Origin of the sequence: Pseudarthrobacter oxydans, assembly GCF_030812335.1 — a bacterium.
Taxonomy (GTDB): Bacteria; Actinomycetota; Actinomycetes; order Actinomycetales; family Micrococcaceae; genus Arthrobacter; species Arthrobacter oxydans_B.
This window is the reverse complement of the sequence record NZ_JAUSSN010000009.1, coordinates 44199-66218: the sequence shown is the minus strand read 5'-3', so window position 1 is coordinate 66218 and position 22020 is coordinate 44199. Positions and strand designations below refer to the sequence as shown.

18 protein-coding genes are annotated in these 22020 nt (G+C 66.9%); 14 read left to right on the top strand and 4 right to left on the bottom strand.

Annotation, left to right across the window (positions count from 1 at the left end; translation table 11 throughout):
* Positions 1-286 precede the first annotated feature (286 nt).
* Complete coding sequence (locus J2W14_RS15300) at positions 287-1669, top strand: MBL fold metallo-hydrolase RNA specificity domain-containing protein (protein ID WP_307464064.1); 1383 nt, start codon at positions 287-289, stop codon at positions 1667-1669.
* Positions 1666-2979 carry an erythromycin esterase family protein gene (locus J2W14_RS15295; RefSeq protein WP_307464062.1) on the top strand — a complete coding sequence of 438 codons (1314 nt, stop codon included), beginning with the start codon at positions 1666-1668 and terminating at the stop codon, positions 2977-2979. The genes J2W14_RS15300 and J2W14_RS15295 overlap by 4 nt, the downstream gene beginning before the upstream one ends.
* Here J2W14_RS15295 and J2W14_RS15290 read toward each other — a convergent pair.
* Entirely contained in the window at positions 2976-3923 is a 948-nt protein-coding gene (locus tag J2W14_RS15290; RefSeq protein ID WP_307464060.1) for a hypothetical protein, read from the bottom strand. The genes J2W14_RS15295 and J2W14_RS15290 overlap by 4 nt on opposite strands.
* A 161-nt stretch (positions 3924-4084) precedes the next feature.
* Here J2W14_RS15290 and J2W14_RS15285 point away from each other — a divergent pair, with 161 nt between their 5' ends.
* The 5 genes from J2W14_RS15285 to J2W14_RS15265 all read left to right on the top strand — a co-directional run bounded on the left by J2W14_RS15285 (position 4085) and on the right by J2W14_RS15265 (position 7987).
* On the top strand, positions 4085-4951 hold the full coding sequence (locus J2W14_RS15285; protein ID WP_307464058.1) for a universal stress protein: 867 nt from the start codon (positions 4085-4087) through the stop codon (positions 4949-4951).
* 103 nt (positions 4952-5054) lie between these two features.
* Positions 5055-5738 carry a hypothetical protein gene (locus J2W14_RS15280; protein ID WP_307464056.1) on the top strand — a complete coding sequence of 228 codons (684 nt, stop codon included), beginning with the start codon at positions 5055-5057 and terminating at the stop codon, positions 5736-5738.
* Positions 5739-5937: 199 nt separating this feature from the next.
* A complete protein-coding gene (locus tag J2W14_RS15275) occupies positions 5938-7146 on the top strand; it encodes an inorganic phosphate transporter (RefSeq protein WP_307464055.1) in 1209 nt (402 codons plus the stop codon).
* Entirely contained in the window at positions 7146-7367 is a 222-nt protein-coding gene (locus J2W14_RS15270; RefSeq protein ID WP_307464053.1) for a hypothetical protein, read from the top strand. The genes J2W14_RS15275 and J2W14_RS15270 overlap by 1 nt, the downstream gene beginning before the upstream one ends.
* Positions 7368-7435: 68 nt before the next feature.
* Positions 7436-7987 (top strand): dihydrofolate reductase family protein, encoded by a 552-nt coding sequence (locus J2W14_RS15265; protein ID WP_307464051.1) that lies wholly within the window; start codon positions 7436-7438, stop codon positions 7985-7987.
* 34 nt (positions 7988-8021) lie between these two features.
* On the opposite strand, the gene J2W14_RS15260 is transcribed toward J2W14_RS15265, so the two are convergent.
* The gene (locus tag J2W14_RS15260) at positions 8022-8486 is read right to left on the bottom strand and encodes a hotdog fold thioesterase (RefSeq protein ID WP_307464049.1); all 465 of its coding nucleotides are present in this window, start codon (positions 8484-8486) and stop codon (positions 8022-8024) included.
* Between the two features lie 223 nt (positions 8487-8709).
* On the opposite strand from J2W14_RS15260, the gene polA reads away from it, so the two are divergent.
* The 4 genes from polA to J2W14_RS15240 all read left to right on the top strand — a co-directional run bounded on the left by polA (position 8710) and on the right by J2W14_RS15240 (position 15418).
* The gene (gene polA / locus J2W14_RS15255) at positions 8710-11346 is read left to right on the top strand and encodes a DNA polymerase I (protein WP_370871326.1); all 2637 of its coding nucleotides are present in this window, start codon (positions 8710-8712) and stop codon (positions 11344-11346) included.
* Between the two features lie 74 nt (positions 11347-11420).
* Positions 11421-12710 carry a GNAT family N-acetyltransferase gene (locus J2W14_RS15250; RefSeq protein WP_307464044.1) on the top strand — a complete coding sequence of 430 codons (1290 nt, stop codon included), beginning with the start codon at positions 11421-11423 and terminating at the stop codon, positions 12708-12710.
* 199 nt (positions 12711-12909) lie between these two features.
* Positions 12910-14391, top strand: a complete 1482-nt coding sequence (rpsA, locus tag J2W14_RS15245) for a 30S ribosomal protein S1 (protein WP_282379167.1) — start codon at positions 12910-12912, stop codon at positions 14389-14391.
* A 277-nt stretch (positions 14392-14668) separates the two neighbouring features.
* Positions 14669-15418 carry a nucleotidyltransferase domain-containing protein gene (locus J2W14_RS15240; protein WP_307464041.1) on the top strand — a complete coding sequence of 250 codons (750 nt, stop codon included), beginning with the start codon at positions 14669-14671 and terminating at the stop codon, positions 15416-15418.
* 768 nt (positions 15419-16186) lie between these two features.
* Here the strand turns inward: J2W14_RS15240 and J2W14_RS15235 are convergent.
* Together J2W14_RS15235 and J2W14_RS15230 are read right to left on the bottom strand one after the other, a co-directional pair.
* Positions 16187-16711, bottom strand: a complete 525-nt coding sequence (locus tag J2W14_RS15235) for a GNAT family N-acetyltransferase (protein ID WP_307464040.1) — start codon at positions 16709-16711, stop codon at positions 16187-16189.
* Complete coding sequence (locus tag J2W14_RS15230; protein ID WP_307464038.1) at positions 16695-17396, bottom strand: IMPACT family protein; 702 nt, start codon at positions 17394-17396, stop codon at positions 16695-16697. Before J2W14_RS15230 ends, J2W14_RS15235 begins: the two co-directional genes overlap by 17 nt.
* 22 nt (positions 17397-17418) lie before the next feature.
* On the opposite strand from J2W14_RS15230, the gene coaE reads away from it, so the two are divergent.
* From coaE to J2W14_RS15215, 3 genes are all read left to right on the top strand, one after another.
* Complete coding sequence (coaE, locus tag J2W14_RS15225) at positions 17419-18690, top strand: dephospho-CoA kinase (RefSeq protein ID WP_307464036.1); 1272 nt, start codon at positions 17419-17421, stop codon at positions 18688-18690.
* Between the two features lie 40 nt (positions 18691-18730).
* Positions 18731-20812: an excinuclease ABC subunit UvrB gene (uvrB, locus tag J2W14_RS15220; RefSeq protein ID WP_307464034.1), complete on the top strand. Its 2082-nt coding sequence runs from the start codon at positions 18731-18733 to the stop codon at positions 20810-20812.
* A 173-nt stretch (positions 20813-20985) separates the two neighbouring features.
* On the top strand, positions 20986-22014 hold the full coding sequence (locus tag J2W14_RS15215) for a TerC family protein (RefSeq protein WP_307464033.1): 1029 nt from the start codon (positions 20986-20988) through the stop codon (positions 22012-22014).
* Positions 22015-22020: the final 6 nt, after the last annotated feature.

Sequence of the window (22020 nt, the reverse complement as noted above, 5' to 3'; positions counted from 1 at the left end):
AGTCCTTTGCCGCTGGAATCGCCCGGGTGTCCGCGAGCAAAAGGGCCCGCCGGAAAATCCTACCGGTGCCCGGAGCGGGGCTGCGCCGGGCCCAGTGCCGGGCTGCCCGCCGGTCCCAGTGCCGGGCGCTGCGGCGGCTCCGCGGCGGCGTTGCGGCTCGTGACTTATGGCCCTAGGGGCGGGCCGGGCCCGGGCGGAAGCTTGGTACATCGCCTGCGCGGATCAGCCGTGCCGTTTCGTGTCGATGAAGGTCAGTCCAGGCAGGACATCCGGGATCGGGAGCACCATGAAACACCAGCAGCCCACCCTCCGTTTCCTCGGAGCCGCCGACACTGTCACCGGTTCCCGGTACCTGCTCGAGGCCGGCGGAAAACGCGTGCTGGTGGACTGCGGACTCTTCCAGGGCTACAAACGCAGCCGCGAACGGAACCGGATGCCGTTCCCGGTCCGGCCGGCCTCGATCGACGCCGTGGTCCTGACCCATGCGCACCTGGACCATACCGGCTACGTCCCCGCGCTGGTGCGCGACGGGTTCAGCGGGCCGGTGATCGCCACCGACGGCACCACGGACCTGTGCAAGCTACTCCTCCCCGACAGCGGCTACCTGCAGGAGGAGGAAGCCCGGTACGCCACCCACCGCGGATCGTCCGCGCACAGTCCTGCCCTGCCGCTCTACACCGCGGCCGACGCGGTGAAATCCCTCAACAGCTTCGAGATCCAGGATTTCGACGATCCGCTGGACCTCGGCGGGGGGATGGAACTGACGTTCCTGCCGGCCGGGCACATCCTCGGCGCCGCGCAGGTCCACGTCCGGATCGGCTCACGTTCGGTCCACTTCACCGGGGACCTGGGCCGGGCGGACGACCCGCTGATGTACCCGCCCCGGCCGCTGGCCGCGAGCGACGTGCTGGTCACGGAGTCCACCTACGGGAACCGGAAACACCCTTCGGTTGACCCTGAACAGCAGCTCGGAGACATCATCAACCGGGTCGCGAAGCGCGGCGGCGTCGTGCTGTTCGCCGCGTTCGCCGTCGGCCGGGCGGAGACCCTGATGCTGCACCTGTCCCGGCTCCGCAGCAAGAACCTCATCCCCGACATCCCCGTGTACCTCAACAGTCCGATGGCCATCGATGCGTCCGGGATGTACCAGCGGCACCCCGAGGAGCACCGGCTCAAGGAGCAGGAATACATGAATATGTACAAGGTCGCCAAGCTCACCCGCTCGGTCGATGAATCCAAACTGCTGAATCTCCGCGGCGGCCCGATGATCATCATCTCCGCCAGCGGCATGCTCACCGGCGGAAGGGTCCTGCACCATCTCTCGGCCTACGGGCCGGATCCGAAGAACGCGGTGGTCCTCAGCGGCTACCAGGCCGGCGGCACGCGCGGCGCCACCCTGGCCGCCGGCGAGCGCGAGCTCCGGATCTACGGTGAGGACGTCAAGGTCCGGGCTGAAGTGATCCAGATGGAAAGCCTGTCCGCGCACGCCGACGCGGACGGCATCATCTCGTGGATGCAGGCCGCGGAAAGGGAACCCCGGATGACCTACATCACGCACGGCGAACCGGACGCCGCGGATGCCCTGCGCATCAGGATCAAACGTGAGCTCGGCTGGCGCGTGCGGGTCCCCGAACACCTGGAGCAGGTCTCAATCGAGGAGCCCCGATGACTTCCGGCGTCGCCAAATCCTCGGTCCTGTCCGAAATCCACTCACTGGCCCGGCCGCTGAAGACGGACCGGGACCTCAACGGGCTGGTCCGGCGGGCGGCGGACTGCCGGTTCGTCGCGATCGGGGAAGCCTCCCACGGCACCCACGAGTTCTATACCTGGCGTGACACCCTCAGCCGGCGCCTCATTGAAGAAGAGGGCTACACCTGGATCGGGGTGGAGGGGGACTGGCCCGACTGCTGGCGGATCAACCGCTGGGTGCGGGGCGAGACGGGACAGGGGCAGGGCGTCCATGCCCTGCTCGCCGGCTTCGAACGCTGGCCCACCTGGATGTGGGCGAACGAGGAGGTTGCCGCGTTCCTGGACTGGCTGCGCACCTGGAACCTCAGCCGTCCGATGAACCGGCGCGTCGGCTTCTACGGGCTCGATGTGTACTCGCTCTGGGATTCGCTCCGGGAGATCATCGGCTGGCTGGAGGACAACGTGCCCGACGCCGTCCCCGCCGCCCTGCGTGCCTGGCAGTGCTTCCTGCCCCACCGCGAGGACCCGCACAAGTACGCCTGGAGCACGCGGCTGGTGCCGCAGTCCTGTGAGGCCGACGTCATCGCGCTCCTCACCGAGGTCAGGAGCCGGGTGTCCACCCCGGGCGGGCACGACGAGGCCGCCTTCGGGGCGGTGCAGAATGCCGAAGTGGCCGCCAACGCCGAGCACTACTACCGGATCATGGTCCGCGGCGACCGCCAGTCCTGGAACGTCCGGGACCACCACATGGCCGACACGATCGACCGGCTCAGCCGGCACCTTGGGCCTGAGTCGAAGGGCCTCATCTGGGAGCACAACACCCATGTGGGGGATGCCCGGGCCACCGACATGGCCCAGGACGGACTCGTCAACGTGGGGCAGCTGCTGCGCGAACGGCACGCCGCAGACGGCGTCATGCTGGTGGGCCTTGCCTCCCACCGGGGCGAGGTGATCGCCGCAGACGCCTGGGGCAGCCCGGAGCGGATCCTGCCGGTTCCGCCGGCCCGGCGGGGCAGCCACGAAGATTTCCTGCATGAAGCGCTGGGGGTGCCGTCGGTGCTGGAGTTCGGTGAGGACAGGTCCGGCCCGTGGCTCTCGACCTGGCTCGGCCACCGGGCCATCGGTGTGGTCTACCACCCCGAGCGGGAACTCGGGAACTATGTTCCGACCCGGATCGGCGAGCGCTACGACGCGCTGATCTGGTTCGAGCACACCAACGCCCTCCGACCGGTGCACCATGAAGGACCGCCGCGGGAACCGGAATTCGAGACGGAACCGACCGGCTTCTAACCCGCCAGACCGGGGGCCAGGATCCGCACGGCGCTGAGAGTCACGAATTCGTTTGGCCCCGTTCGGCCCCAGTCGGCCACGGCGGTCTGGCCCTTCGACCCCGGCGGGTGCCACCACGCCCCCTCGACCGGCCACCGGCCATCCGGCAACATCTTGCTGCGCAGCACGTCGCGGGCCTCCAGGGCGCGCGGGTCTCCGGACAATCCCATCCGGGACAGCAGCAACAGGGCCGGGAGGATGCCGTAGTGCCAGAACTCCGGATAGCGGAGCTTGACCCAGCGCGGGTCGATCGGACGCCCGGTCGAAGAGGATTTGAACAGCCGGTGTGCCAGCAACAGCTCCGCCGTCCGTTCCGCAGCGGCCCAAGCGGCAGGATCTCCGCTGGCACTCCAGAACGCGTGAAGCCCCTTGGCGGCAGGCAGCGATTCGTGGAACGAGGAGCGGTCTCCGCCCGCGTCGACGTCGCAATTCCAGCCGCCGTCGGGCCACTGCCACCGGATGAGGTCGTCGGCCAGCTGGGCCACCCGGGGGTCCGTTGCCAGTCCCAGCCGGCTGCAGACGTACAGGGCGTTCCCTTCCTGCGATGCGCAGCGGCGGGTGAGTCCGTTGATGATGCGGATCTGGCTCCGGTGCTGATCGCTGTGCAGCCAGTCGAGTACTGTGCCGGCAGCATCCAGCAGCGACGGGGCATCCGCTCCCGACACCCCAAGGTCGACAAGGGAGACGAGGCGCCAGTGTGCGCCCGTCCATTTCCGGTACGGGTGGACGCCGAAGCTGCCGTCGGCCCGCTGGCCCGACAGTAGGGAGGCCACGATCCTCCCGTTGATCACCGAGCCACCCGCCCACGGCGTGCCAAGGAATTCCAGTTGCGCCGCGCGGCGGACGGCAGGTTCCTCGGATGCCGCCAACCACGCAATGGCGGCCGGCAACGCGCCCTGCTGCATGGCTCGACGCTACGCACGGGGCCTGTGGGGAGTGAAGGGCTTAAGGCCCTAACCGGGGGTCAGTGCCCGGCGCACACTGAAGTGTCGGCGGACTCCTGGGCTGCCGCCCGGATCATGGCCTCGCAGAACTGACCACGCCACGGAAAAGAGCAGGATTCAGAATGATTAAACCAATTGTCGTCGGTTTCAACGCATCAGCCGGCAGTGAGGCCGCGCTGACGTGGGCCCTCCAACGGGCAGGCAGCTACAAGCTTCCGGTCACCATCATCCACGCCGTGGACGACCGCTGGATGTCCCCGGATTTCCAGTACCACGAGTTGATCAGGCAATCGGGAATGGACATGCTCCAGAAGGCGCAAGCCAGCGCCGCCGAGCAGGCGCCCGACGTGAAGGTGGACATCCAGTTGCGTCATGGCAGCGGCGGATCGGTCCTGCGCGAAGTGTCGAAGGAAGCGTCGATCGTGGTCGTCGGCGAGCACGACAAGCACTGGATGGACGGCGGTCCGCTGACGGACCGCGCCCTGCAGATCGTCTCCGCCTCGGAAATCCCGGCGGCCGTGATCCCGTTGAAGCGCGGCTCCGACCACGGCGTCGTGGTTGGTGTGGACGGCTCCGAAGAATCCCTGCAGGCAGTGAACTTCGCCGCGGCGGAAGCAGACCGGGGCGGTGACGAGTTGACCGTGGTCCTCGCCTTCCGCAGGCCCGCCCGCTGGATCGAAAACCAGTTGCCGAAAAGCGGGCTCGCCGAGACCATCCTCGAAGAGGACCGGATCGTTCTGGCCGAATCCGTGGCCGGGCTGGCCGACAAGTATCCGGACCTCGTTGTCCACCAGAAGCTTGAGCCTGACACCGAACCCGCCAAGGCCTTGGTCGAAGCGGCCAAGGACGCCCGGCTCCTCGTGATCGGCAGCCGCGGACGCGGCGGTTTTTCCCGGATGGTCCTCGGGTCCACAGCCCACGCCGTCCTCCTCAACCTGCCGTGCCCGACCATCGTCACGCGGGTGCACAAGGTCAAGCACGAGGATTGAGCGGCGGAAGAGTCAGTCCTTCGCAGGACAGCCCCTTTGAGCGAGGGGGCTGTCGTGCGTCGCGACTCTTGAGCCTGTCCGGGACGGATGGGAGGATGATGCCGTGGAGGAGATTTTTGATTTTGTCGGTCACTTCTGGTGGCTCATCTTCCCCCTGAGCGGAGTGTTCGGCGGCTGGGCGCGCTCCTGGTCCAAAGCCAGCGAACGCCGGCACCGGCGCCGGGTGGAGCTCTACAAGCTCCGCAACCAGGCGGCAGCGCAGGAGAAAGCCAGCCGGACCCAGGTCCGGCAGCTCATTGACAGCCACGACGCCGTCAACCGGCGCTGGCTCGACTACGAGCTTGACGTGGGGAAACTCATCGACTTTCCCGTCATGACCGATGTGCGCGAACCCTTGACCGTGGCGTTCCTGCGGGCCAAGCGGACGGCCGACAGCCTGCGGCCGGAGGTGCCGGAGGACATCACGACGGCGGCGCAGCTGGGGGAGTACCGTGAGGCCGTCCACAGCTTCGAGCTGGCCTTCGACGTCGCCGAACGGGAAGCCCGGCGGATCAAGGACAGCAACTTCACCGGACCGGAGCGGGACCGCCTGGCGACGGCCCGGAAACTCCTGCGGATCGCTTCGGACGCTGCCGCGACACCGGCAGAGCGGCAAACCGCGTACAAGCGTGCACGGCGCGAACTGGACGGCCTGATTGTGCTGCCGGACGCGACGCTTGCCGCGCTTGAGGAGAAGATCGCCGGAATGATCGGCGCCGGCGGAAAACCAGACTTCCATCAGGGCTGACGGAAGCCGGCGCGGGAGCACACACCAGAGGGGGAAGCACCCTTGCCGGTCGTTTTTGCACTGCTCTCTTTCCCCCGTACGATTTAAGACGTCAAGCTACTTTGCTGAACGCTGCACTCCCTCCCGGTAAATCCTGGATGAATCTTGCGGCAACGGGGAATGAAACTGCTGACCGTCGACTCTGCAGATTGGGCAACAGGTGGAAATCACCATCATGGTGGCGCTGGTAATAACGCTGGCGCTTTTTTTTGACTTCACCAACGGATTTCACGACACGGCCAATGCGATGGCCACGCCTATCGCGACCGGTGCCATCAAACCCAAAACGGCAGTCGCCCTTGCGGCGGTGCTGAACCTGGTGGGTGCATTTTTGTCCACGGAAGTGGCGAAGACCGTGTCGGGCGGCATCATCAAGGAAGGCGACGGGATCCAGATCACGCCGGACATCATTTTTGCCGGCCTGATGGGCGCCATCCTCTGGAACATGCTCACGTGGCTGAAGGGTCTCCCGTCGAGTTCCTCGCACGCACTTTTCGGCGGCCTGATCGGCGCGGCCATCGCCGGCATCGGCATCCACTCGATCAACTTCGAAAGCCTCATGCAGAAGGTGATCCTCCCGGCAATCTTCGCGCCGATCATCGCCGGCGCAGTGGCCTACCTCTGCACCAAACTGGCCTACGCGCTGACCTCCCGCCACGACCCGGAGACCGGCACCAAGCTCACACAGAAGCGCGGCGGCTTCCGCAACGGCCAGATCTTCACGTCCAGCCTCGTGGCCCTGGCGCACGGCACCAACGACGCACAAAAGACCATGGGCATCATCACGCTGGTGCTGATCGCCGCCGGCACCCAGGAGCCGGGTTCCGGACCGCAGTTCTGGGTCATCGCCTCCTGCGCCTTCGCGATCGCAATCGGCACGTACTCCGGCGGCTGGCGGATCATCCGCACCATGGGATCCGGGCTCACCGACGTCAAGCCTGCCCAGGGCTTTGCCGCCGAAAGCAGCACGGCGTCGGCCATCCTGGCGTCCTCGCACCTGGGCTTTGCGCTGTCCACCACCCAGGTGGCCTCCGGCTCCGTGATCGGGTCGGGCATGGGCCGCCGCGGCACCACCGTCCGCTGGGGAACCGCGGGAAAGATTGCCATCGGCTGGCTCTTCACGCTCCCGGCCGCCGGGCTCGTGGGCGCGCTCACCGCCATGCTGGTGCAGACCGGCGTCGTAGGCGTTGTGATAGCTGCCGTCGCCGGGACCGGTGCGGTGCTCTACATGTTCCTGCACTCCAAGAAGTCCCACGTCGGGCACCACAACGCCGTCGAGGTTGAGGAAGCCGGCGCGGCCGTGCGTTTCCGCAAGAAGAAGGCCCTTGCCGTCAGCCGCGCGAACAACAAGCCGAAGGACGAACTGTAATGAAGTGGCTGGAACTCGTTCAAGTGGCCGGCGCAACGCTTGTCTCCGCGGTGACCGTGGTGGTCCTGTACTCCCTGGGCGTCCGTCTCACGGCCATCGCCGGTGACGTCAGCGAGCGAAAGCCTGCCTGGCTGCGGCCGCTCGCCTACGTGTGCTTCGCCCTGTGCGGCCTCGCTGTGCTGTTCGGGCTCTACCTGATCATTCCCTACTTCAGCAAGTAGCCTCCGGCTTCCCGGGGCGGAACGCGGGGAGGATGGGCACCCCGGCCGGGAGTGGCTAGGCTGGGGCCATGTCTGGATTCCAGTATTTTGTCGCGTCCTCGCTGGACGGGTTCATCGCCACCGCCGATGACGACCTGGACTGGCTGCTCCAGTTCGACGGGTTCGCCGGCGGCAAGGACAGCTACGACGCCTTTATGGCCGACGTCGGCTGCATTGTCATGGGGGGCGACACCTACGCCTGGCTGCGGAAGCACGAACCCGGCAACTGGCCGTATCCCGCCACGCCGTGCTGGGTGTTCACGCACCACGAACTCTCCGCCCCCCAGGGCGCGGACGTGACCTTTGTCCGCGGCCCCGTGACCGAATTCGTTGAGGACCTCAGGGCCGCTGCGGGCGGCCGGAACGTCTGGATCGTCGGCGGAGGGGTCCTCGCGGCCCAGTTCGCGGACGCCGGCGCGCTGGACGAGATCATCATCTCGATCATTCCCGTGGTCCTCGGCAGCGGCAAAGCGGTGCTGCCCATGACGGGCCCGACGGCGCCGCTGGAGTTGCTGTCCTCGCACACCATGGGGCGGGGCATCGTGGAGCTGCGGTACCGGTTCGGGCGCGCCCCGGCATAGCCCCTGCCCGGGGCGGTCCCTATTCAGGCGGTCCCTATTCGGCGGTGTCGCGGATCAGGTTGGTGATGCGGGCCGTGGACAGCCGTCTGCCCTGTTCGTCCGTCATGACGATCTCGTGCGTGGTCAGGGTGCGGCCCAGGTGGATCGCCGTGCACGTGCCGGTCACGGTGCCCGTGGTGATGGCCCGGTGATGGGTTGCGCCGACCTCAATCCCCAGTGCCTGCCGCTTCGGCCCGGCGTGCATTCCGGCGGCGAACGAACCCAGCGTCTCGGCCAGGACCACATGGGCGCCGCCGTGCAGGATTCCTGCCACCTGGGTGTTGCCTTCCACCGGCATGGTGGCGACCGTGCGCTCCGGACTCATCTCCAGAAAATGGATCCCCATCTTCACCACCAGGGCCCCCACGCCGTATTGCCCCAGCCAGTCGTGCATTTCCTCGGGAATCCCGGCAGCCGCCAGTTCGGCCGCGAACGGGCCCGGCGTGAAATTGTCCTTCATGGGAACTAGGCTGGCACCTGTGAGCGAAACTACCAAACCGGCCCTTGCCCCCCTTTCGGCAGACACCGCAACAGACATTCTCCCGGCGACTGAGACCGAATCCGTGATTGCGGCCAAGCCCGTCCGGAAATCGAGCCGGGCAGCGGAGTCGGTTTCCGCCACCGTGGCGCCCGTCATTCCGATCACGGACCAGCCGCGTCTCCTGGTCCTTGACGGACACTCCATGGCGTTCCGGGCGTTCTTCGCCCTGCCTGCGGACAAGTTTTCCACCGCGACGGGGCAACACACCAACGCGATCCACGGGTTCACGTCCATGCTCATTAACCTGATCAAGGAGCAGAAACCGACCCACGTGGCCGTGGCCTTTGACGTCTCGGACGACACCACCCACCGCAAAGCCGAGTACAGCGAGTACAAGGGCGGACGCAACGAGACGCCGCGGGAGATGAGCGGCCAGATTGACCTCATCGACAAGGTGATGGGCGCCTGGGGCATCAAGACCATCAAGATGCCCGGCTATGAAGCTGATGACATCCTGGCAACGCTCGCCGCAATGGGTGAAAAGGCAGGCTTCGAGGTGCTCCTCGTATCGGGCGACCGTGACGCCTTCCAGTTGATTACGGACAACGTTTTTGTGCTGTACCCCAGGAAGGGCGTCAGCGACATTCCCCGGATGGACGCAACGGCCATCCAGGAAAAATACTTTGTCAGCCCCGCCCAGTATTCTGACCTCGCCGCCCTGGTGGGGGAGTCCGCGGACAACCTTCCGGGCGTCCCCGGCGTCGGGCCCAAGACGGCGGCCAAATGGATCAACCTGTACGGCGGGCTGGAGGGGGTCCTGGAGAACCTCGACGCGATCGGCGGAAAGGTGGGGGAATCCCTGCGCGAAAACGTGGAGGAGGTCAAGCGGAACCGGCGGCTGAACAGGCTCCACACGGACCTCGAACTCCCGGTGACGCTGGAAGAGCTCGCGGATCCGCGGCCGGACCAGGCCGCCCTCGAGGAGTTGTTCGACGCCCTCGAATTCAAGACCATCCGGGCCCGGCTGTTTGCCCTCTACGGCAGTGAGGTTACCGAAGCGGAGCGGGAAAGCCTCGATACCCCCCACTACGTGATCCCCTCGGACGCTGCCGGGCTGACCGCTTTCCTCGAGTCCGGGGCGGGCCTGCGTTCGGCCGTCGCCGTCGACCTCGTACCCGGCCGGATCGTTGAGGATGTCGCCGCCCTGGCCATCGTCCATGACAACGGGGCCGCTTACATCGACCTCACCAGCCAGGACGCCGCCGCGGAGAACGTCCTGGCCGGCTGGCTGCGGGACGCCGGCGCGGCCAAAGTCATGCACGGCTACAAGGCGGCGCTCAAGGCCCTCTCCAGCCGGGGCCTGGGACTGGAAGGCGTGGTGGACGACACGTCAATATCCGGCTACCTCATCCAGCCGGACCGTCGCAGCTATGAACTCGCCGAACTGGCCCAGCACCACCTCAACCTCAGCGTCTCGACCGAGGCCGCCAAGGCCGGCCAGCTTGAGCTGGCGTTCGACGGCGATGACGCCGCCGCCGGCGAGCTGGTCCACGTGGCCGCCGTCGTCGGGGCGCTGAGCCGGTACTTCGAGACGGAACTGGCCGAGCGCAGGGCCCAGGACCTGCTGACCACCCTTGAGCTGCCCGTCAGCCGGGTGCTTGCCGACATGGAACTCGCGGGAATCGCCATCGACATGGCCCGCATGGACGAGCAGCTGGCGGATCTTGCCAAAGTGATCGACAACGCCCAGGAACTTGCCTTCGCAGCGATCGGGCACGAGGTGAACCTCGGGTCACCCAAGCAGCTGCAGACCGTGCTCTTCGAGGAGCTGGGCCTGCCGAAGACCAAGAAGATCAAGTCCGGCTACACCACCGACGCCGCGTCGCTCAAGAACCTGCTGGAAAAGACCGGGCACGAATTCCTGGTCCAGCTCATGGCGCACCGAGAGTCCTCAAAGTTGCGCCAGATGCTGGAGTCACTCAAGAAGTCCGTCACCGACGACGGCCGGATCCACACCACCTACGCGCAGAACGTCGCAGCCACGGGCCGGATCTCCTCCAATAACCCGAACCTGCAGAACATCCCCATCCGCAGCGAGGAGGGTCGGCGCGTCCGCGGCATCTTTGTGGTCAGCGAAGGCTACGACTGCCTGCTGTCCGCGGACTACTCGCAGATCGAAATGCGCATCATGGCCCACCTTTCCGGGGATCCCGGGCTGATCCAGGCCTACAAGGACGGCGAAGACCTGCACCGGTTCGTGGGCTCCAACATCTTCCATGTGCCCACCGACCAGGTCACCAGTGCGATGCGCTCGAAGGTCAAGGCCATGTCCTATGGCCTGGCCTACGGTCTGACGTCCTTCGGGCTCTCCAAGCAGCTCGAGATTTCCGTCGACGAGGCGCGGACCCTCATGAAGGAGTACTTCGACCGGTTCGGCGCCGTCCGGGACTACCTCCGCGGCGTGGTGGACCAGGCGAGGATCGACGGCTACACCTCCACGATTGAAGGGCGCCGCCGCTACCTCCCGGACCTCACGAGCACCGACCGCCAGCTGCGCGAGAACGCGGAGCGCATTGCGCTGAACTCTCCCATCCAGGGCTCGGCCGCGGACATCATCAAGCGGGCCATGCTGGGCGTCTCCGGAGCCCTGGCCGAACAGGGCCTGAAATCCCGGATGCTGCTGCAGGTCCATGATGAACTGGTCCTCGAAGTGGCCCACGGCGAGCGGGAGGCCGTGGAGAAGCTCGTGACCGAGCAGATGGGATCGGCCGCCAGGCTGACAGTTCCGCTCGACGTCCAGATCGGGGTCGGCTCCAGCTGGTACGAGGCCGGGCACTAGTCATCCAGCCAGCGCAGCGCTGGGGTCCCCTTCGGGGGTACCCGGTTCCGCAACATTCTCAGGGGGAGCAACACGTGGCAGAAAAGTACGAAATCCGGCGGTTCCGCGCGGCCGAAAAGGGTGAACCGGACTACGCGCTGGGAGTCGCCTGGCTGCGCGGGGTCGGCGTCGGATTCTACGACGAGCGGCACAAGGACGAGTTCGTCGACAAGGTCATGGCCATGTACCGGACGGACAACCGGGAGATGACCGGGGTGTACCAGACCGGCACCGTCGCCGCCCACTCCCTGGCGGCCGACATTCCGGTGGCAACCTTCGGGACGCTGCGCAAGCACCTGAACGTCGGCTACGGCCGGCAGCTCGAGGCGCAGCTGATCACCGCCGTGACCGTCCGCGGAACCCACCGCCGGCAGGGGCTCCTGCGGCGGATGATGACCGAAGACCTCGCCGCGTCGCGGGCCGACGGCCTCGCAATGGCCGCCCTGACGGCATCGGAGGCCTCCATCTACGGCCGCTTCGGCTTCGGCGTCGCAACATTTGAGCGCAGCATCAAGGTGAACACCGGCCCGCGGTTCCAGCTGCGGCACACCCCGACCGGCTCCGTGGAGATCGCCGACCGGAAGGTCCTGCTGGAACTGGCCCCGGTCGTTTTCGAACGGGTCCACCGGGCCACCCCGGGCTCCCTGGTGCGGCAGGACGCGTACCGGCAGCGGAGTTCGGGCACACTCGGCCAGGACGGCGCGGAGGACGAATCAATCCGGTGCGCGCTGCACTACGACGCCGACGGCGCCGTGGACGGCTATGTCGCCTACAAGTTCTCCGGATGGGACACCAAGCCTCCCGCCATGGAAGTCATCGACCTGGTGGCGGCCACCGAGTCCGGCTACCTGGAGCTGTGGCAGTTCCTCGGCAGCCTCGACCTCATCGACCGGGTCACCTGGGCCGAGGCGCCCGTGGACGATCCGCTGGCGTGGGCCCTGGAGGACCCCCGCTGCATCGAGTCCAGCGAAAACGGCGACATGCTCTGGCTCCGGATTCTGGACGCGGCCAAGGCCCTGGCCGCGCGGCGCTACTCCTCCGACGGCAGCCTGGTGCTGCGCGTCACCGACACCCTGGGGTTCGCCGCCGGTGTGTTCAACCTGACCGTGAATGCCGGCGAAGCCAGCGTCGCGCCGGCCCCGGACGGCGCCGACCCGGAGCTGTCCCTCGACGTCGCGGAACTCGGCTCCATCTATCTTGGCGCCGTCTGCCCGGTGACTCTGGCCGCCGCCGGACGGATCACCGAGCACGCGCCCGGGGCGGCGCTGACAGCGAGACTCATGTTCGCCGTCGAGCGCGCACCGCACTGCCTGACGCATTTCTAGGCGGATCCGGGCCGACCCGTTGCGCTTTGACCGGCGTTCCCGTATACGACTAGACTAAACGGGCGTGTACTACGTGCGCGCATCTACAATCCACAAATCAGGATGACCCGGCGCAATGCCGTGTTCTGTGCCCGTGTCGCCGACGCGGGCGCAGCGGTTTGCCTGACCGACTCACTATCCACAACGGAGCCCCTACTACATGACCATCACCTCCACCGAGAAGCCCGGTACACCCGTAGTCGCGATTAACGACATCGGTACCGCTGAGGACTTCCTCGCAGCAGTCGACGCCACCATCAAGTACTTCAACGACGGAGACCTCGTCGAAGGTACCGTCGTCAAGGTCGACCGCGACGAAGTTCTGCTCGACATCGGTTACAAGACCGAAGGTGTCATTCCCTCCCGCGAGCTGTCCATCAAGCACGATGTTGATCCCGGAGACGTCGTCTCCGTTGGCGATCTCGTCGAAGCCCTGGTGCTCACCAAGGAAGACAAAGAAGGCCGCCTGATCCTCTCCAAGAAGCGCGCTCAGTACGAGCGTGCCTGGGGCGACATCGAGAAGGTCAAGGAAGAAGACGGTGTCGTCACCGGTACCGTCATCGAGGTTGTCAAGGGTGGTCTTATCCTCGACATCGGTCTGCGCGGCTTCCTGCCCGCATCCCTCGTCGAGATGCGCCGTGTGCGCGACCTTGCTCCGTACATCGGTCAGAAGATCGAAGCCAAAATCATCGAGCTGGACAAGAACCGCAACAACGTTGTTCTGTCCCGCCGTGCCTGGCTCGAGCAGACCCAGTCCGAGGTCCGCTCCACGTTCCTCAATAAGCTGGAAAAGGGCCAGGTTCGTCCCGGCGTCGTTTCCTCCATCGTCAACTTCGGTGCCTTCGTGGACCTGGGCGGCGTGGACGGCCTGGTTCACGTTTCCGAGCTGTCCTGGAAGCACATCGACCACCCGTCCGAGGTTGTCGAAGTTGGCCAGGAAGTCACCGTCGAGGTTCTCGAGGTCGACCTGGACCGCGAGCGGGTTTCCCTGTCGCTCAAGGCTACGCAGGAAGATCCGTGGCAGACCTTCGCCCGCACCCACGCCCTCGGGCAGGTTGTTCCGGGTAAGGTCACCAAGCTGGTTCCGTTCGGCGCGTTCGTTCGCGTTGAAGACGGCATCGAAGGCCTGGTCCACATCTCCGAGCTCGCCGTGCGCCACGTTGAGCTGGCCGAGCAGGTTGTCTCCGTTGGCGACGAGCTGTTCGTCAAGGTCATCGACATCGACCTCGAACGCCGCCGCATCTCGCTGTCCCTCAAGCAGGCCAACGAGGGCGTCGACGCCGAGTCCACCGAATTCGATCCGGCTCTCTACGGCATGGCCGCAGAGTACGACGAAGAGGGCAACTACAAGTACCCGGAGGGCTTCGATCCGGAGTCCAACGAGTGGCTTGAAGGCTACGAGACGCAGCGCGCCGCCTGGGAGCAGCAGTACGCTGACGCCCAGACCCGCTGGGAAGCCCACAAGAAGCAGGTTGCCCAGCACGCTGCCGACGACGCTGCAGCTGCAACGTCCGGTGAGAGCGACTCCGGCACCACCAGCTACTCCTCGGAGCCTGCTGCAGCCGAGACCAACACCGGTGGCGGCACGCTCGCTTCCGACGAGGCTCTTGCCGCACTGCGCGAGAAGCTGACCGGCAACTAATTGCCTCTAGTCCCCAGGGAGTCCGCTCCCTGAGGCCTGGCAGTTGGTAGCTTGAAGTAGCATCGTGAAGGTGGCCGTCCCTGATGGGGCGGCCACCTTTCGTTAAGGACATGCCCACTTCGTTAAGGACATGCCCACTCCTCCGGCCGGAGCGTGGACACAGTGGCACTATGTCCGGCCGTGGGTCCGTGTGCGGGACATGCCCCGGACCCCCGAACCAGGATCGACGGGCGTGTGGTTGCTGGCCGCGCCGCGCCGGCTCCGGCAGGATGGACTGATGGATCCAGTCAGTGCAGCCCGCGCCTTCGTGGCGGAAAGACACCCCGACGCCGATGCGGCCATCCTCGGCGGCAGCACGGCCCAGGCCCGGAGCACTCCCACCTCGGATCTGGACATCGTGATCCTTTACCGTGACGGCGCGGAGAACTACGCCGAAACCACGCGCTATGCAGGGTGGATTGTTGAAGCGTTTGTCCACACCCCGTCCAGCCTGGCGGTCTGGTACGCACGCGAGCGTGCCGCCCGCTGCGCCGTCCTCGGCGACCTGTGTGCCCAGGGAGTCCTGCTTACCGACCTCGGGCCGGGGGAAGCATGGCAACGGGAGGCGCAGTTGTACATGGAGCGCGGCCCCGAGCCGCTGACAGACCAGGACCGCGGCCTGCGCCGGTACGAGCTGAGCAGTTCACTCGACGACCTGCGGGGATCGACCCTCGCGGCCGAATCCTTCGCCGTCGCCGCAGAGGTCTTCCGGCAGTCGGTTGAGCTTCTGCTCCTGCAGCACGGGAAGTGGCTGGGCAAGGGCAAATGGGCGATCCGCCGGCTGGACCAGCTCACGGGTGATGAGTGTGCAGCCGAGCTGAGGGACTGGGCTGCTTCCCCCGAGCACAGCCTGGAGCAGCTCATCCATGTCGCGGCCAAGATCCTTGAGGGGAGCGGTGGATACCTGATGGAAGGCTTCCTTCGTGGTTCGCGCCCTAACCGGTTGCAGTGCTCCGCGATTCAGGCGAGTGCGTGCCAGAATCCTTGACGCCGCCACGGCTTCGCGTTCAGACCAGCCGAGTTAAGAGCACGGAACACAGCGGAGGGCGTTTCTGGGCAGGAGGTCGGGGCGTCCTCGGCGACGGAACCAGCGCGACCTTATAACTGGCCACGGGATCGGCGCCATCACCTTGCATATCGGCCCCGCAAAGGTGGCTGCCCCGAGGCGCGCGATTCCGGATGCAGTTCCCCATCGAGGCGGACGACGTCGTTGCCCTGCGCGCCGAACTCGCGAGCCGCGGCGTCGTGCTCCTCAACGGACCGATGGACCGGCCTGGGGATCCGAACGGCCAGTTTCCGCGATCCAAGCGGCCACATCGGGGGATTTGCAGCCGTGCCCGCGGAGCCAGCGGGAGGACATGTCCAGTCTTGGGCCACGAGGATGGGCACAATGGGCGTATGTCCAGCGGTTGCGGCCAGCGGGGGCATGTCCAGCCGTGCCCGCGGAGCCAGCGGGAGGACATGTCCAGTCTTGGGCCAGGAGGATGGGCACAATGGGCGTATGTCCAGCGGTTGCGGCCGGGGCGGGGCATGTCCAGCCGTGCCCGCGGAGCCAGCGGGAGGACATGTCCAGTCTTGGGCCAGGAGGATGGGCACAATGGGCGTATGTCCGGCGGTTGCGGCCGGGGCGGGGCATGTCCAGCCGGGGCCGCGGAGCCAGCGGGAGGACATGTCCAGTCTTGGGCCACGAGGATGGGCACAATGGGCGTATGTCCAGCGGTTGCGGCCGGGGCGGGGCATGTCCAGCCGGGGGGCCTCAGCGCAGCGGGATCCTGGCCCTGACCGGGACCGCCGCGGCGTCGGAGGCTTCGCCCTGTTCAAACTCCGCGCCGGCCGAGCGCAGGAGGACCAGCGCCGCGGCATTGCCTGCTGTGGTGTCGGCCTCCAGCACGGCAGCCCCGGACGCGGCGGCCCGCTCAATCACCAGGCGCAGGGCCTCCCGTGCGATGCCGTGGCCACGGAAGCTGCGGCCCAGCCAGATTCCCGTTTCCAGCGAGTCCGCCCCGGTCCTTTTGAGCCGGATGGAGCCTGCCAGCTTCCCGTCCGAGCTGATCGCCCAGCTTTTCTGCTGCGCCGGCCCGTCGAGCCCTGCAGCAGCGTGATGGTACTCGCGGAACCAGCTGATCCGCTCGGAGTTCCAGCCGGAGGCGCTGCCCAGGGGAGGGGTCACCTCGTCCGGGTCGGCGTCCTGGATCGCGACGGTCAGGAGCTGCTCCAGGACCGGCTCGTCGACGTCCACGAGCCGGACAGCGGCAGGGGAAGGCTCAGCCGAGGGGGACATCGATCCATTCCGTTTCTCCAGGCAGCAATGCGGCGGTTCCGGCGGACAGGGCGGCGACACGTTCCCCCGCCCGGGCCAGGCCCGCCGGATCATCCGGCAGGGCCAGCCTCAGGACAGTAGTCTGCGCCTCGTAACTGGTTTCGGCCATCACATAGCCCGCGGCGCGCAGCTCGTTCTCCAGCCGGCCGGCCGCCGTGTGCGGGACGGTCACCGCGCAGATCCGCAGCCGGCGGCGCTGCGCGAGCGGCGCGCCGTCCAGGGCAGCGGACACGGATTCGGAGTAGGCCCGGACCAGCCCGCCGGCGCCGAGCAGGATCCCGCCGAAATAGCGGACGACGACGGCGGTCACATCGCTGAGGTCCGCCACACCCGGCGCGGTTTCGCGTTTCAGCAGCGCGTCCAGCATCGGGGTGCCCGCGGTGCCGGACGGCTCGCCGTCGTCGTTGGAGCGCTGCACGGCGCGGTCGGGACCGAGCACGAACGCGGAGCAGTGATGCCGCGCATCGTGGAATTCCTTGCGCAGACCGGCCAGGACGGCGCGGGCGCCTTCCTCATCCCCGGTGCGGTGCAGCACGGTGATGAAGCGGGAGCGTTTCACTTCGATCTCGTGGCGGAACTCCGGCCCCGCCGCCAGCGTCGTGTACACGGTGGCCCTGCTCTCCGGGAAATCCGCATCTTCAGCCACCGGATCAGTTTAGTCTGGAGGGGTGCTGAAAATCGGGTTGACGGGCGGCATCGCCTCAGGGAAGTCAGTGGCCGCCGCACGCCTGCGCGAACTCGGGGCCGTGGTGATCGACGCCGATGCCCTGGCCCGTGAGGTCGTGGAACCCGGAACGCCGGGACTCGCCCGGGTCGTGGCTGCCTTCAGCAAGGCCATCCTGGCGCCCGACGGCGGCCTGGACCGGCCGAAGCTCGGCGCCCTCGTCTTCGGCAACCCGGAACGCCTCGCCGTGCTCAACGGCATCATCCATCCCCTTGTCAGGGAGCGCGCCGCCGCGCTGGCCGCCGCCGCTCCGAAGGGCGCCGTCGTGGTCCAGGACATCCCGCTGCTCGTCGAGACCGGCCAGGGCGCCAACTTCCATCTGGTGGTGGTGGTGGACGCCCCGGACGACGTCCGGGTGCAGCGCATGGTGCAGCACCGGCACATGACCGCCGCGGACGCCCGGGCCCGGATGGCCGCCCAGGCCACCAGGGCCGACCGGCTGGCTGCAGCCGACGCCGTCCTGGATAACTCCGGCGCCAAGGAGGAGCTGCGGGATGCGGTGGACCGGCTGTGGAAGTTCCGGCTGGCCCCGTTCGCCGTGAACCTGAGCAGGCACCGCCTCGCAGCGCGGACCGGGGGGCCGGTGCTGGCGCCCGCCAACCCGGACTGGGCCGCGCAGGCCGCCCGGCTCATCGCACGCCTGCGGGCGGCGGCGGCCGGGGACATCCTCACCCTGGACCACGTCGGTTCCACCGCCATCCCCGGACTCCCCGCGAAGGACATCCTGGATCTCCAGCTCGGCGTCGAGGACATGGCCGCCGCGGAGCGGATCGCGCCGCTGCTGGCCGGCGCCGGCTTCCCCGCCTGGCCCGGCATTCTCGCGGACAACCCCAAGCCCTCCCACCCGGACCCGGCGGACTGGCCGAAACGGCTGCACGGCAACGCGGACCCCGGCCGCGCGGTCAACCTGCACGTCCGCGCCGTGGGCTCCCCGGGCTGGCGCTTTGCGCTGTGCTTCCGGGACTGGCTGCGCGACGACGAGACCGCCCGGGCCGACTACCTCGCCGAGAAGCGCCGGGTCGCCAAACTGCACGGTGTGGACAAATCCACTGCGCGGTACGCCGCCGACAAGGAAGCCTGGTTCGCCGGGCACGCGGCCCCGCGGATGGAGGCGTGGGTGCAGCGCACCGGCTGGCACCCGCCGTCGTACACCAGCCCCGGGCCGGCGACGGGACCGGGGGCCGGTCCGGAGCCGGACCGTACCGCCCAAAGCTGAATCGGGACACCGCGTCGGGGGCCGGCGGTAGATTAGATACATGAGTCTTGCGCAGCAGATCAATCGTGTCGTGGCGCCCTTCGAGGTCATCAGCGAATTCCAGCCGGCCGGTGACCAGCCGGCCGCGATCGCGGAATTGACCGAGCGCATCAAGAACGGCGAGAAGGACGTGGTGCTGCTCGGTGCCACCGGTACCGGCAAGAGCGCGACGACGGCGTGGCTGATCGAACAAGTCCAGCGGCCCACCCTGGTGATGGTGCAAAACAAGACCCTCGCCGCGCAGCTCGTCAACGAATTCCGCGAGCTGCTTCCCAACAACGCCGTCGAGTACTTCGTCTCCTACTACGACTACTACCAGCCGGAAGCCTACGTGGCGCAGACGGACACCTTCATCGAGAAGGACTCCTCCGTCAACGAGGAAGTCGAACGGCTCCGGCACTCCGCCACCAACGCGCTGCTGACCCGCCGTGACGTGATCGTGGTGGCCACGGTGTCCTGCATCTACGGCCTGGGCACCCCGGAGGAGTACATCGCCGGCATGGTGACGCTCCGCAAGGGTGCCGAGATGAACCGGGACGACCTGCTCCGCAAGTTCGTCTCCATGCAGTACGCCCGCAACGACATGGACTTCCACCGCGGCACGTTCCGGGTCCGCGGCGACACCGTGGAAATCATTCCGATGTATGAGGAGCTGGCGATCCGGGTCGAGTTCTTCGGCGACGAGATCGAGAACATCTACACGCTGCACCCGCTCACCGGGGAGATCATCCGGGACGAGACCGAGATGTACGTCTTCCCGGCCTCGCACTACGTGGCCGGACCGGAACGCATGGGCCGGGCGATCAAGCGGATCGAAGACGAGCTCGCCGAGCGGCTCCAGGTCCTGGAGAGCCAGAACAAGCTCGTGGAGGCGCAGCGGCTCCGGATGCGCACCACCTACGACCTGGAAATGATGCAGCAGATGGGGTTCTGCAACGGCATCGAGAACTACTCAAGCCACATCGACGGCCGCGCCCGCGGGACCGCGCCGCACTGCCTGATCGACTACTTCCCGGACGACTTCCTCCTGGTGATTGACGAATCACACGTCACCGTGCCGCAGATCGGCGCCATGTACGAGGGCGACATGTCCCGCAAACGCAACCTCGTGGACCACGGCTTCCGGCTGCCCTCCGCGATGGACAACCGGCCGCTGAAGTGGGACGAGTTCCAGGACCGCGTGGGCCAGACCGTCTACCTCTCCGCCACGCCGGGCAAGTACGAGCTCGGCAAGGCTGACGGCTTCGTGCAGCAGATCATCCGGCCCACCGGCCTGATCGACCCGGAGATCGTCGTCAAGCCCACGAAAGGCCAGATCGATGACCTGCTCGGTGAAATCAAGACCCGCACGGCCAAGAACGAGCGCGTCCTGGTCACCACCCTGACCAAGCGGATGGCCGAGGACCTCACCGACTACCTGCTGGGCCACGGCGTGAAGGTCGAATACCTGCACTCGGACGTGGACACCCTGCGCCGGGTGGAACTGCTCCGCGAGCTCCGGATGGGCGTCTTCGACGTCCTGGTGGGCATTAACCTGCTCCGCGAAGGCCTGGACCTGCCCGAGGTGTCGCTCGTCAGCATCCTCGACGCGGACAAGGAAGGCTTCCTGCGCTCAGCGACCTCGCTGATCCAGACGGTCGGCCGCGCCGCCCGCAACGTCTCCGGCCAGGTGCACATGTACGCGGACCGGATCACCGACTCGATGGCCAAGGCCATCGACGAGACCAACCGGCGCCGCGAGATCCAGGTGGCGTACAACACCAAGCACGGCATCGACCCGCAGCCGCTGCGGAAGAAGATCGCCGACATCACGGACCAGATCGCCAAGGAGGACGCCGACACCCGCGAACTGCTCGCCAGCGCCGGCAAGGCCCGCGGCAAGGGCAAGGGCTCGGACAAGATCCGGGCGGACGGCCTCGCGGCCGCACCGGCCGAGGACCTGGTGGGCCTGATCGAGCAGCTCACCGAACAGATGCACTCCGCCGCCGGGGAGCTCCAGTTCGAGCTCGCCGCACGGCTCCGCGACGAGGTGGGGGAGCTCAAGAAGGAACTGCGCCAGATGCAGTCCGCAGGGCACGCCTAGGGTATTGTTGGGCGGACGTAGGGGAGTATCCCAAGCGCTACGATCGTCAACACGCACGGCACAGATGCCCTGCCGGGCGTAGCGGGCAGCCAAGCAGAACCGGTTCGTACCGGACACTCAGGCCAGTCGGAGAGACTTACACCGCACAGTCACACCCTGCGAAAGGTAACTTCGTGCCCGAACTTCCCGTCTGGTTTGAGATCGGCTCCTTTGTCGTTCTCGGCATCATCCTTGCCATAGACCTGCTGCTGGTCCTCAAACGTCCGCACGAGCCCTCCATGAAGGAAGCCGGCCTGTGGGTGTCCTTCTACATCGCCCTCGCCCTGGTCTTCGCCGGTGCCATGTTCGCCTTCACCGGCCCGGAATACGGCGGGCAGTTCCTCGCCGGCTGGGTGACGGAATACAGCCTCAGCATCGACAACCTCTTTGTCTTCATCATCATCATGGCCCGCTTCTCGGTACCCCGTAAGTACCAGCAGGAAGTCCTCATGGTCGGCATCATCATCGCGCTGATCCTCCGCGGTATCTTCATCCTGCTCGGCGCCCTCGTGATCGAGCAGTTCAGCTGGGTCTTCTACATCTTCGGCGCCTTCCTGCTGTGGACCGCCTGGAAGCAGGCCCAGGACGACGGCGAGGACGAGGAGGACAAGGAAAACCCGCTCATCGCCCGGATCCGCAAGGTCCTGCCAATGTCGGAGAAGTTCGACGGCGGCAAGCTCCGCACGGTGGTCGACGGCAAGAAGGTCTTCACCCCGATGCTGATCGTGTTCGTCACGATCGGCCTCACGGACCTGCTCTTCGCGGTGGACTCCATCCCGGCCATCTTCGGCCTGACACAGAGCGCGTTCATCGTCTTCACCGCCAACATCTTCGCCCTCATGGGCCTGCGGCAGCTGTACTTCCTGCTTGGCGGCCTGATGACCCGCCTGATCTACCTCAAGCACGCACTCTCGGTGATCCTCGCGTTCATCGGTGTGAAGCTGGTCCTGCACGCCATGCACGTCAACGAGCTGCCCTTCATCAACGGCGGCCAGCACATCGAGTGGGCCCCCGAGATCCCGACCTTCGTCTCGCTCGGGGTGATCATCGGTACCATCATTGTCGCCGTGATCGCCAGCCTGGTCAGCTCCAAGGCCACGCAGTCGAAGCTGGACGCCCGGCTCGAAGAGGACTCCCGCCAGAGCCTGACCGACGCCGAGTAGCCCTCA